9 protein-coding genes are annotated in these 12,702 nt (G+C 66.5%); 4 read left to right on the top strand and 5 right to left on the bottom strand.

Annotation, left to right across the window (positions count from 1 at the left end; genetic code table 11):
* Positions 1-35: 35 nt before the first annotated feature.
* A complete protein-coding gene (glgP, locus tag ACQY5A_RS15985; protein WP_428341292.1) occupies positions 36-2,645 on the bottom strand; it encodes an alpha-glucan family phosphorylase in 2,610 nt (869 codons plus the stop codon).
* A 192-nt stretch (positions 2,646-2,837) separates the two neighbouring features.
* Here glgP and ACQY5A_RS15980 point away from each other — a divergent pair, with 192 nt between their 5' ends.
* Both ACQY5A_RS15980 and glgB read left to right on the top strand, forming a co-directional pair.
* Entirely contained in the window at positions 2,838-4,928 is a 2,091-nt protein-coding gene (locus ACQY5A_RS15980) for an alpha-1,4-glucan--maltose-1-phosphate maltosyltransferase (RefSeq protein ID WP_428341291.1), read from the top strand.
* Positions 4,929-4,935: 7 nt separating this feature from the next.
* On the top strand, positions 4,936-7,140 hold the full coding sequence (gene glgB, locus ACQY5A_RS15975) for a 1,4-alpha-glucan branching protein GlgB (RefSeq protein ID WP_428341290.1): 2,205 nt from the start codon (positions 4,936-4,938) through the stop codon (positions 7,138-7,140).
* 12 nt (positions 7,141-7,152) lie between these two features.
* Here glgB and ACQY5A_RS15970 read toward each other — a convergent pair whose 3' ends face one another.
* Entirely contained in the window at positions 7,153-8,061 is a 909-nt protein-coding gene (locus ACQY5A_RS15970; RefSeq protein ID WP_428341289.1) for a tetratricopeptide repeat protein, read from the bottom strand.
* Between the two features lie 162 nt (positions 8,062-8,223).
* Positions 8,224-9,405 carry an acetyl-CoA C-acetyltransferase gene (locus ACQY5A_RS15965; protein ID WP_428341288.1) on the bottom strand — a complete coding sequence of 394 codons (1,182 nt, stop codon included), beginning with the start codon at positions 9,403-9,405 and terminating at the stop codon, positions 8,224-8,226.
* Between the two features lie 79 nt (positions 9,406-9,484).
* On the opposite strand from ACQY5A_RS15965, the gene mce reads away from it, so the two are divergent.
* Positions 9,485-9,964: a methylmalonyl-CoA epimerase gene (gene mce / locus ACQY5A_RS15960; protein ID WP_428341287.1), complete on the top strand. Its 480-nt coding sequence runs from the start codon at positions 9,485-9,487 to the stop codon at positions 9,962-9,964.
* Here mce and ACQY5A_RS15955 read toward each other — a convergent pair.
* Both ACQY5A_RS15955 and nucS read right to left on the bottom strand, forming a co-directional pair.
* On the bottom strand, positions 9,961-10,257 hold the full coding sequence (locus ACQY5A_RS15955; RefSeq protein WP_428341286.1) for a hypothetical protein: 297 nt from the start codon (positions 10,255-10,257) through the stop codon (positions 9,961-9,963). The genes mce and ACQY5A_RS15955 overlap by 4 nt on opposite strands.
* A 21-nt stretch (positions 10,258-10,278) precedes the next feature.
* Positions 10,279-10,953, bottom strand: a complete 675-nt coding sequence (nucS, locus tag ACQY5A_RS15950) for an endonuclease NucS (protein ID WP_428341285.1) — start codon at positions 10,951-10,953, stop codon at positions 10,279-10,281.
* Positions 10,954-11,002: 49 nt separating this feature from the next.
* Here nucS and ACQY5A_RS15945 point away from each other — a divergent pair, with 49 nt between their 5' ends.
* Positions 11,003-12,625 (top strand): adenylate/guanylate cyclase domain-containing protein, encoded by a 1,623-nt coding sequence (locus ACQY5A_RS15945; protein ID WP_428341284.1) that lies wholly within the window; start codon positions 11,003-11,005, stop codon positions 12,623-12,625.
* Positions 12,626-12,702 lie beyond the last annotated feature (77 nt).

The following is a 12,702-nucleotide window of genomic DNA, read 5'->3' as shown; positions in this document are numbered from 1 at the left end:
CGTAGATATCGCTCACCGAGGCTCGCGTCTGACGGCTAAGCCAGCGTGACCAATCCCAGCTCAGCACCCGAGGCCAGCATCGGGTGATTGGGTAGCACCCGCACGGTGTAGCCCACCGACCCGGCGACCGGCAGCGGCGTCGTCGTCGCAAAGACATGGTCCCCACCGGAAGCCGTTCCCGTGTAGGGCATCTCGACGGTGACCGGGTCCACCAGCGCATCCCCGACCTCGACTCGACCGACCAGCGCCTGGACGGTCACCTCCTCAGGCCCCAGACCGGCCAGTTGAACCGTCGCGGTTAGGGTCAGCTTCGACCCGAGGATCGGCGTGTCCGGCAGACCGGTGCTGTCGACGTCGGTGATCCGGATCTGCGGCCACTCCTCGAAGGCGCGCCGCCGGTAGGACGCCAGATCGCGGGCCGGATCGAACGCGGCCTGGCCGTCGCCGTCAACGGCGACCGTCCGGCGCAGCGATTCAGCGGCCGGCAGGTAGTAGCCCTCGGTGTAGTCGCGAACCATCCTGGAGGCCAACACTTTTGGGCCGAGCGTTTGCAGGGTGTGCCGGACCATCTCGATCCACCGGCGCGGCACACCGTGCTCGTCGCGCTCGTAAAACCTTGGCGCGACGGACTTCTGCAGCAGGTCGTACAGAGCAGCGGCTTCCAGGTCGTCGCGGCGTTCCTCAGTGACCCCGGACGCCGACGGAATCGCCCAGCCGTTCTCGCCGTCGTACCACTCGTCCCACCAGCCGTCGAGGATCGACAGGTTGAGACCGCCGTTGAGTGCGCTCTTCATCCCCGACGTACCACACGCCTCGAGCGGGCGCAGCGGGTTGTTCAGCCAGACGTCGCAGCCCCAATACAGCAGCCGGGCCATTGACATGTCGTAGTCGGGCAGGAACGCGATCCGGTGCCGCACCTCGGGCCGGTCGGCGAATTGGACCACCTGCTGGATCAGCGCTTTGCCGCCATCGTCGGCGGGGTGGGACTTGCCGGCGACGATCAGCTGAATCGGCTTCTTCTCGTCGAGCAGCAGCTTTTCCAGCCGCTCGGGGTCGCGCAGCATCAAGGTCAGGCGCTTGTAGGTCGGCACTCGTCGGGCGAACCCGATCGTCAGCACGTCCGGGTCGAATGCGCTTGCGATCCAGCCCAATTCGGCTTCCGGAGCACCGCGAACCAACCACGACCGATGCAGCCGTGCCCGGACGTCCTCGACCAGCAGCGCGCGCAGCTGCGACCGGATCCACCACAGGTGACCCCCGTCGACCTCGTTGACCCGCAGCCATACACCGGGGTCGCTGAACGAGTCCGGCCCGGCCAACTCCTGGCCCAGCTGCAACCATTGCGGCGCCGCCCAGGTGCGGGCATGAACGCCATTGGTGATCGACCCGATCGGCACCTCGCCCGCGTCGAATCCGGCCCACAACTCGTTGAACATGTCCCGGCTGACCTCACCGTGCAGCAGCGAAACACCGTTGGCGCGCTGGGCGAGCCGCAGACCCATATGGGCCATGTTGAACTTCTCCGGATCGTCCTCGGCGCCCAACGCGAGAATGCGCCCGACCGGTACGCCGGGCAGCAGCACCGACCCGGCGGCGATGCCCGCGGCGTCCGCTGTGCTTCCGGCGAAATACCGCTGCACCATCGCATGCGGGAACCGGTCGATACCGGCCGGCACCGGGGTGTGGGTGGTGAACACCGTGCTGGACCTCACCACGGTCAGCGCGGTGTCGAAATCCAGCCCGGCGTCGACGAGTTCGCGAATCCGCTCGGCCCCGAGGAACCCGGCGTGGCCCTCGTTCATGTGGAACACCTCGGGCACGGGCAGTTCTTCGATCGCGGTGAACGCGCGGATGGCCCGCACTCCGCCGATCCCGGCCAGGATCTCCTGCTGCATGCGATGTTCCTGGTCGCCGCCGTAGAGGCGGTCGGTGACCCCGCGCATGTCGTGCTCGTTCTCAGGGATGTCGGAATCCAGCAGCAGCAGCGGCACCCGACCGACCTGAGCCACCCAGATCCGCGCCCGCAGCGACCCGTATTCCGGCAACGCCAACTCGACCAGTGCCGGCGTGCCTGCGGCGTCGGCGAGCAGACGCAGCGGCAGTCCGGCCGGATCGAGCGAGGGATAGTCCTCGTGTTGCCAGCCGTCCGCGGTCAGCGACTGGCGAAAGTAACCGGAGCGGTAGTACAAGCCGACCGCGATCAGCGGTAGCCCGAGATCCGATGCGGCCTTGAGGTGATCGCCGGCCAGGATCCCCAACCCGCCCGAGTAATTCGGCAGCACCTCCGCGACGCCGAACTCCATCGAGAAGTATGCGATGGAGTTGGGCATCTTGGTGCCGTTGCTCTGTTGCTGCTGATACCACTGCGGGCGGGTCAGATAGTCGTCAAGGTCTGCGGCCAGCCTGTCCAGCCATTCCAAAAACCCGCCTTCGAGCGCCAACTCGTCGAGTCGAGCCGGGCTGACCGCGCCCAGCAGGGCGACCGGATCCTGCCCGCACTGGACCCACAACGCCGGATCGAGTGCCGCGAAGAGGTCCTGAGTCGGTTTGTCCCACGACCATCGCAGGTTGGTCGACAGCTGCTCCAGCGACGCCAGGCGTTCCGGAAGGTGGGCACGGACCGTGAACCGACGGAGGGCTTTCACACGTCACCACCTTACTGACGCGAAGGCACGTTTCGCCTCCCGAACCGCCCGCGCGACCCGACGCGAGGTGTGGCTCGACACTACGGTGGGTATGGGGCGCAGAGGGCATGCCAAGCAAAGCCGGCCGAAGACGCGCAGGTCGCGGTTCGACCGCGCCCAAGACGACAACCGACGAGCTCAGAAGGAGTATCGGTGCCCGGTCGTGTCGAGATTGATGACGTCGCACCCGTCGTGTCGAGCGGCGCCTATCCGGCAAAAGCCGTTATCGACGAGGTGATTCCGGTCCGCGCGGCGGTATGGCGCGAAGGCCATGACGCGGTGGCGGCCACGCTGGTGGTGCGCTACCTCGGGTCGCGCTATCCGCAGGTTGGTGAAACGCGTCGACTCAAAGCGGTGCAGGCCCCAGCGTCATCGCTGGCCGAGCCTGCCCACCCGGTCGCGCGGGTGAAGCCGTTGCACGTGCCGATGTCCCCCGACGGTCTGGAGCCCTTTGTGTTCCATGCCGCGTTCACGCCCAATCGCGTTGGGCTGTGGACGTATCGGGTCGACGGCTGGGGCGATCCGATCCACACCTGGCGGCACGGTGTCGAAGCCAAACTCGACGCCGGCCAGGGTGAGGCCGAGCTGTCCAACGATCTGCGGGTCGGGGCGCAGCTGCTGGAGCGCGCCGCGACCGGAGTGCCCCGCGCGCAGCGTGAACCGCTGCTGAAAGCCGCGGATGCATTGCGCAAACCCGGCGATCCGGTGCCGCGCGCCGCGCTGGCGTTGACCCCCGAGATCGACAAGCTCCTGATGCAGTATCCGCTGCGCGAGCTGGTCACCCGCGGCGAGCAGTACGGCGTGTGGGTCGACCGTCCGCTGGCCCGCTTCGGGTCCTGGTACGAGATGTTCCCACGCTCGACCGGCGGCTGGGACGCCAAGGGCAACCCGGTGCACGGGACCTTCGCCACCGCGGCGGCGGCCCTGCCGCGCATTGCGCAGATGGGCTTCGACGTGGTGTACCTGCCGCCGATCCATCCGATCGGCAAGGTGCACCGCAAGGGCCGCAACAACACCGCCACGGCCGCGTCCGGTGACGTCGGCTCGCCGTGGGCGATCGGCAGCGAGGAGGGTGGACACGACGCGATACATCCGCGGCTGGGCACGATCGCCGACTTCGACGAGTTCGTCGCCGCCGCTCGAGACCTCGGCTTGGAGGTGGCACTCGATCTGGCGCTGCAGTGCGCGCCGGATCACCCGTGGGCCAAGGACCACCGGCAGTGGTTCACCGAGCTGCCGGACGGCACCATCGCCTACGCCGAGAACCCGCCCAAGAAATACCAGGACATCTACCCGATCAACTTCGACAACGACCCCGCCGGTCTCTACGACGAAGTGCTCCGAGTGGTGCGGTACTGGATGGACCACGGCGTCACGATCTTTCGCGTCGACAACCCGCACACCAAGCCGCCCAACTTCTGGGCGTGGTTGATCGCTCAGGCCAAGGCGGCCGATCCCGACGTGCTGTTCCTATCGGAGGCGTTCACCCCGCCGGCCCGCCAATACGGTTTGGCCAAGCTGGGATTTACCCAGTCCTACACCTATTTCACCTGGCGCACCGCGAAGTGGGAGCTCACCGAATTCGGCGAGCAGATCCCCGAGATCGCCGACTACCGGCGGCCGAACCTGTTCGTCAATACCCCCGACATCCTGCATGCCAGCCTGCAGCGCGGCGGGCCGGGCATGTTCGCGATCCGGGCGGTGCTGGCCGCAACCCTGAGCCCCACCTGGGGGGTGTATTCCGGTTACGAGCTGTTCGAAGGCCACGCCGTCGCCGAGGGCAGTGAGGAGTATCTCGACTCGGAGAAATACGAACTGCGCCCCCGTGACTTCGCCGGCGCGTTGGCGGCCGGACGATCGCTGGAGCCATTCATCTCGCGGCTGAACAACATTCGTCGCCTGCACCCCGCTCTTCAACAACTGCGCAACATCACCTTCCACGGCATCGACAACGATGCGTTGCTGGCCTATAGCAAGTTCGACCCGGCTACTGGTGACTGCGTGCTGGTCGTCGTGACACTCAACGCCTTCGGCCCGGAACAGGCGACCTTGTGGTTGGACATGGCCGCATTGGGTATGGAGCCTCACGAGCGGTTCTGGGTTCGTGACGAGATCACCGGCGAGGAATACCAGTGGGGTGCGGCCAACTACGTGCGCATTGATCCTGGCCACGCCGTCGCTCACGTGATCAACATGCCGCTCATACCGTCCGAAGCACGAATCCCGCTACTGTGCCGAAGGTAATACGACAATGAAGGCAGGCGAAGAAGTCGCCCGGGCCCGCTTGGCGCCCGATCCCAGTGACCTGGCCCGGCTGGTAGCCGGCGAGCATCACAATCCGCATGGCACGCTGGGCGCGCACGAATACAGCGACCACACCGTCATCCGGGCCTTCCGCCCGCACGCCGCCGAGGTCACCGCCCTGGTGGGCGACGACCGGTTTCCTCTGCAGCACATCGATTCCGGCCTGTTCGCGGTGGCGCTGCCGTTCGTCAACCTGATCGACTACCGCCTCGAAGTGCGCTACGAAAACGGCGAACCGCACACAGTGGCCGACGCCTACCGATTCCTGCCGACGCTCGGCGAAGTCGATCTGCACTTGTTCAACGAAGGCCGCCACGAGCGACTGTGGGACGTGCTTGGCGCCCATCCCCGTTCGTTCACCACCGCCGACGGCACAGTGGACGGGGTGTCGTTCGCGGTGTGGGCCCCCAATGCCAACGGCGTCAGCCTGATCGGCGAGTTCAACGGCTGGAATGGCAACGAGGCACCGATGCGGGTGCTCGGCTCGTCGGGCGTGTGGGAATTGTTCTGGCCCGAGTTCCCCCACGGTGGCTTGTACAAGTTCCGGGTGCACGGCGCCGACGGATCGGTCACCGATCGCGCCGACCCGATGGCGTTCGCGACCGAGGTACCGCCGCAGACCGCCTCGCGGGTGAACGTCAGCGATTACCACTGGGCCGACGACTCATGGATGACGGCCCGCGCTTCGCGCAACGCGGTGTTCGAGCCGATGAGCACCTACGAAGTGCACCTCGGCTCGTGGCGGCCCGGCCTGTCGTATCGCGACCTAGCCCACGAACTGACGGAATACGTTCTGGCACAAGGATTCACCCACGTTGAATTGTTGCCCGTTGCAGAGCACCCGTTCGGCGGATCGTGGGGGTACCAGGTCACGTCGTATTACGCGCCGTCGTCGCGGTTCGGCACTCCCGATGAGTTTCGCGCCGTTGTCGATGCGCTACATCAGGCCGGCATCGGCGTCATCGTGGACTGGGTGCCCGCCCACTTCCCCAAGGACGCGTGGGCGCTCGGTCGTTTCGACGGCACCCCGCTCTACGAGCACTCCGACCCGCGCCGCGGCGAGCAACTCGACTGGGGCACTTATGTGTTCGACTTCGGCCGCGCCGAGGTACGCAACTTCCTGGTCGCCAACGCGCTGTACTGGCTCGAGGAGTATCACATCGACGGCTTGCGGGTGGATGCCGTCGCTTCGATGCTCTACCTGGACTACTCACGCCCAGTAGGCGGCTGGACGCCGAACATCCACGGCGGCCGGGAGAACCTGGAAGCCGTCCAGTTCCTGCAAGAGTTGAACGCCACCGCACACAAGGCGGCGCCCGGCATCGTCACCATCGCCGAGGAGTCGACGTCGTGGCCCGGTGTGACCCGGCCGACCAGCGTTGGCGGCCTTGGCTTTTCGATGAAGTGGAACATGGGCTGGATGCACGACACGCTCGACTACTTCGGCCGCGATCCGATCTATCGCACCTACCACCACCACGCGATCACGTTCTCGATGATCTACGCGTACAGCGAGAACTTCGTCCTGCCGATCAGCCACGACGAGGTGGTGCACGGCAAGGGCACGCTGTGGGAGCGGATGCCCGGTAGCGACCATGACAAAGCGGCCGGACTGCGCAGCCTGCTGTCCTACCAGTGGGCGCACCCGGGCAAGCAACTGCTGTTCATGGGTCAGGAATTCGGCCAGCGAGCCGAATGGTCCGAGGAGCGAGGCCTGGACTGGTTCCAGCTCGACGAGAACGGCTTCTCCGACGGAATCCTGCGGCTGGTACACGATCTCAACCACATCTACCGCGCGTCGTCGGCGCTGTGGAGTCAGGACATCAAGCCTGAGGGCTATTCCTGGATCGACGCCAACGACGCCGGCAACAATGTGTTGAGCTTCTTGCGCTACGGCAGCGACGGCTCGGTGATGGCGTGTGTGTTCAACTTCGCCGGCGCCGAGCACAGCGGTTACCGCCTCGGCCTGCCGGGCCCGGGGCGGTGGCGCGAGGTGCTCAACACCGACGCCACCGTTTACAACGGCAGCGGGATCGGCAACCTCGGTGGGGTCGACGCGACCGATGAGCCGTGGCACGGTCGCCCGGCATCGGCGGTGCTGGCGCTGCCACCCACGTCAGCCCTGTGGCTGGAACCCGCTGGGGACCCCTAGGACAAGGGCCGCTTAGTACAGCGCGTTAGCGAGATTCCGCCGTCCTGCGATGACTTCCGGGTCGGCGGGATCGAACAGCTCGAACAGCTCGATCAGACGTGTGCGCACCGTCGTCCGCTCGTCGTCGGACGTCCGGCGCACCAACGCGACCAGACGGTTGAAGGCGCCGGCCACGTCCTGGCTGAGGACCTGCACGTCGGCCGCCGCGAACGCGGCATCGATGTCGTCGGGGGCGGCGTCGGCGGCGGTCACCGCTTCCGGTCCGCGTGCGGTCGCGCGCATCAGAAACACGATCTGGCGCACCGCCCCTTTGGCTTCGGGATGGTCGGGGTCGGTGTCGAGAATCGCCTGATAGGAATCGAGTGCCGCGCTGAGGTCGTTGTCCTCGAGTTGCTGGCGGGCCTGCGCGAGCGCCGGGTCCACTTCCTCGGGCTCGGCATCAACATCGGTTCCACCGCTGAGCTTTCCTGCGGTCGCCGACAGCAGCGAGTCGATCCACCGGCGTAGCTGCTCCGGCGGCTGCGCGCCCTGGAAGCTGGACAGCGGCTGCCCGGCGGCCAACGCCACGACGGTGGGAACCACTTCGACACCGAAGATCTGCGCCACCCGCGGAGACACGTCGACGTTGACGCTGGCCAGTGCCCATTTCCCGCCGTCGGTCGCGGCCAGACCGGCCAGGGCGTCGGCAAGTTGCAAGCAGACCTCACTGCGCGGCGACCACAACAGCACGACCACCGGCACCTGGTTGGAGCGCAGCAATACTTCGTCTTCGAAGTTGGTCTCATGGACCTCGACGCCGGCCGACGACGGGGCCGACCCGTCGCCGCGACTCTCGCCGCTGGTCGGAGGGGGTTGCTTCAGGGCGGACAGATCGACCGCGCCGGCCAAAGCGGGCCCGATCGGGGGACGTGGACGGCTCACATGATCAAGTCTGGCACGGCGCCGTCGACGACGTTCCATCCGGTTCGGGCGGCCGTATGAGCAACATCACATCGCGCGTTGTCGACCCGCCGTCGTCACGCCTCCAGCAAACTTCTGGACGACTGTCCAGCCACACGAGTCCCAAACCGTACTGGCCGGTAACTACCCGGCGCGCAGGATCAGCGCGTCACCCTGACCGCCCGCACCGCACAGTGCAGCAACCCCATAGCCGGAGCCGCGGCGGGACAATTCCAGGGCTACGTGCAGGGCGATCCGCGCACCGGACATGCCGATCGGGTGCCCGACCGCGATGGCGCCGCCGTTGACGTTGACGATCTCGGGGTCGATGCCGAGCTCTTGGGTGGACGCCAGCGCGACCGCCGAGAACGCCTCGTTGATCTCCACCACCTCGAGCTGATCGATGGAGATGCCTTCGCGTTCGACCGCCTTCTTGATCGCGTTGGCGGGCTGGGACTGCAGCGTCGAGTCCGGACCGGCCACCACACCGTGAGCGCCGATCTCGACCAGCCAGGTCAGACCCAGCTCGATCGCCTTGTCCTTGTTCATCACGACGACGGCGGCCGCGCCATCGGAGATCTGCGACGCCGACCCGGCGGTGATGGTGCCGTCCTTGCGGAACGCCGGCTTGAGACCGGCGAGCGATTCAGCGGTGGTGTTGGCCCGGATGCCCTCGTCCTCGGTGAACTGCAGCGGATCGCCCTTGCGCTGCGGGATGCTCACCGGCACCACCTCGTCGGCGAAAACGCCGTCCTTCCACGCCGCGGCAGCCTTCTGATGCGACCGCGCCGCGAACTCGTCCTGCTGGAGGCGGGTGAACTTGTCGACATCGTTGCGCTGCTCGGTGAGCGCGCCCATCGGCTGGTCAGTGAAGACGTCGTGCAGGCCGTCGTACGCCATGTGGTCACGGACTGTGACGTCGCCGTACTTGTAGCCGGAGCGGCTGTCGATCAGCAGGTGCGGGGCCTTGGTCATGGACTCCTGGCCGCCGGCCACCACCACGTCGAACTCGCCCGCACGAATGAGCTGGTCAGCCAGCGCGATGGCGTCGATCCCGGACAGACACATCTTGTTGATCGTCAGCGCCGGCACATCCCAGCCGATGCCCGCGTCGACTGCCGACTGCCGAGCCGGCATCTGGCCCGCCCCCGCGGTCAGCACCTGGCCCATGATCACGTACTCGACCAGCGAGGCCGGCACGTTCGCCTTCTCCAGCGCGCCCTTGATAGCGATGGCGCCCAGATCACTGGCGCTGAAATCCTTCAGCGAGCCCATCAGCTTGCCGATCGGCGTCCGCGCGCCAGCAACGATCACCGATGTCGTCATGACTACCTCCAGAGCAGGGTTTCAACGGCCGATCGAAAGATCGGGAGAAGCGGATTCTTATCGGTCAGGTTACCGTTACGTGATGACCACGGATCAAGTTGACACCCGTCGAGTCCTGAGCACCGCTTTGGTGACCGCGGTCGACCATGTCGGCATCGCGGTCCCCGACCTCGACGTGGCGATCGCGTGGTACCACGACCATCTCGGCATGATCGTCCTGCACGAAGAGGTCAACGACGAACAGGGCATCCGCGAGGCGATGCTGTCGGTGCGCGGCGCCGCGGTCGGCAGCGCCCAGGTCCAGCTGATGGCCCCGATCGACGACTCGTCGGCGATCGCGAAATTCCTCGACAAGCGCGGTCCGGGCATCCAGCAGCTGGCGTACCGGGTCAGCGACCTGGACACCCTCAGCGAGCGCCTGCGTGAGCAAAGCATCCGGTTGCTCTACGACGCACCCCGTCGCGGCACGGCGAACTCGCGGATCAACTTCATCCACCCCAAGGACGCCGGCGGTGTGCTGATCGAGCTGGTCGAACCCGCCGAGGATGCAGCACACTAGCTCCACTTTCGGGTCGGCCGACGGTTAGCCCGGTAGGCCCAGCACGGCGTGTGCCAGTGCCGCCGGTCCTCGACGGCCACCTCGCCGAAATCGGCCAGCCACACCACCACATGAGCTGTGTTGGCGCGTATTTCGTGATCGCAGCCTGGGCAGCGATACGTCTTGAGCGCTCGCGCGGCGGCTACCGGTCGCACCTCGTAGTCGTGCCCGTCGGGACCGGTCTCCACCCGACGCAGGGCCGGCAGCGGTCCGAGTGACTGCTGCCGACGTGGCGGCGTACGGCGTCGGGCCATGCCAGCATTCTAGTGAGACACTCAGAACAGGCGGAACTCGTCGGAGTCCATGCCGCGCATCTTGTCGTAATCCAATGTCAGACAACGGATTCCGCGATCATTGGCTAAGGTTTTGGCCTGCGGTTTAATCTGCTGCGCCGCGAAAACCCCGCTCACCGGCGCCAGCAGGCTGTCCCGGTTGAGCAGCTCCAGGTACCGGGTGAGCTGCTCCACCCCGTCGATTTCGCCGCGGCGTTTGATCTCGACCGCAACCGAGCGCCCCTGATCGTCGCGGCACAACAGGTCGACCGGCCCGATCGGCGTCATGTATTCGCGACGCACCAGCGTGTATCCGGCGCCGAGCAGCTCCACGTGTTCGGCGAGCAGCACCTGCAGATGGGCCTCGACGCCGTCTTTGACCAGCCCCGGGTCGACCCCGAGCTGATGGCTGGAATCGTGTTCGATGTCCTCGATGGTGATGCGCAGTTGCTCGCCGGCCTTGTTCTGCACCACCCACACCGGCGCGTCACCCACGGCGGGTTCTTCCGACAGCCAGCACGGCGGGCTCATCCAGTTCAGTGGCTTGTAGGCACGGTCGTCGGCATGCACGCTCACCGAGCCGTCGGCTTTGAAGAGCAGGAGCCGCCGCGCCGAGGGCAGATGGGCGGTGAGGCGTCCGACGTAATCAACGGTGCAGCGAGCGATGACGAGGCGCACGCCACACACCTTAAGGGCGGGCGCGGAAAGCAATTAGGCTGACGCCACCATGACGGCTACCCGAACGACCGCGCAACGGCTGGGACGAGTGCTGGAACGGGTGACCAGGCAGAGCGGTCGGCTGCCAGAAACCCCGGCTTACGGTTCGTGGCTGCTCGGCAGAGTGTCGGAGAGCCAGGCCCGCCGGCGGGTGCGGATCCAGCTCATCCTGACCGTGTTCATCGTGGGCGCGAATGTCATCGGCATCGGCGTCGCGACGCTGCTGTTGACCGTCGCATTCCCCAAACCGAGCATCTTCGGCGACGCGCCGCTGTGGATCGCTTTCGGCGTCGTGCCTGCGTACTGCGTAGTGGCCCTCGGGCTGGGTACCTACCTGATCACCCGACGGACCATCGGCGTCCTGCGATGGTCCATCGAGGAGCACGACCCCACCCCGGCCGACGAGCGCGCCACCTTCACCGCCCCGTTCTGGCTGGCGTTCGGCGTCCTGCTGCTGTGGGTCCTGGGCACCGCGCTATTGACGACGCTCTACGGGATCGCTGACAGCACGTTCATTCCGATCGTGGGCTTCTGCGTCAGCGTCTGCGGCATCCTGGTCTCGACCGCGTGCTACCTGTTCACCGAGTTCGCCTTGCGTCCTGTGGCGGCTCAGGCTCTCGAGGCGGGCGGGGCGCCGCGCCGATTGGCCCCCGGGATCATGGGCCGGACGCTGACGGTGTGGCTGCTCGGGTCCGGTGTCCCGGTGCTCGGCATCATTGTGACCGCACTGCTGGGCGGTGTCATGCTCGACAACCTCAGCAAGACCCAGTTCGCCGTCGCCATTCTGGTGATCGCCACTGCCGCATTGATTTTCGGCTTCGTGTTGATGTGGATCCTGGCTTGGCTCACCGCGACGCCGTTGCGGGTGGTGCGAGCGGCACTCAAAAGGGTCGAGGACGGCGATCTGCGGGGCGATCTGGTGGTGTTCGACGGCACCGAACTCGGTGAGCTGCAGCGCGGATTCAACTCCATGGTCGACGGCCTGCGCGAGCGCGAGCGCGTGCGCGACCTGTTCGGCCGCCACGTAGGTCGCGAGGTCGCCCTCGCCGCCGAGAAGGACAAGCCGGAACTCGGCGGCGAAGAGCGTTACGTCGGCGTGGTTTTCGTCGACATCATCGGTTCCACACAATTGGTGACCAGCCGTCCCGCCGCCCAGGTCGTTCAGCTGCTCAACCGGTTTTTCGCGGTCATCGTCGAGGAGGTCGACCGGCACCAGGGACTGGTCAACAAATTCGAGGGTGACGCGGTGCTGGCGGTTTTCGGCGCGCCCAACCATCTCGACCAACCAGAAGAACAGGCGCTCAGCGCGGCCCGCGCGATTGCCCGTCGCCTCGTGGACGAGGTACCCGAGTGTAAGGCTGGCATCGGTGTCACGGCCGGCAATGCCGTCGCGGGAAACGTCGGCGCCAAGGAGAGATTTGAATACACCGTGATCGGTGAGCCGGTGAACGAGGCGGCCCGGTTGTGCGAGTTGGCCAAGAAGGATCCACACCGGCTGCTGGCGTCCTCAGACACGATCAATGCGGCCAACGATGACGAGCAAGCCCACTGGACGCTGGGCGAAAGTGTCACGCTGCGCGGGCACGATCAGCCAACCCGGCTGGCATCGCTCACCAGATCCGGCGGGGCCTGATCGGTCGGCATTCCGTGCTGCCCGTTGTCACCTTTCCCGTCCCCGACCCGGAGCCGACAACGAGTCGTTGCTGCCGA

This window comes from Mycobacterium sp., assembly GCF_965277065.1.
Classification (GTDB): domain Bacteria; phylum Actinomycetota; class Actinomycetes; order Mycobacteriales; family Mycobacteriaceae; genus Mycobacterium.
Note: the sequence above shows the minus strand (reverse complement) of the source record. Positions and strands in the feature narration are given on the sequence as shown.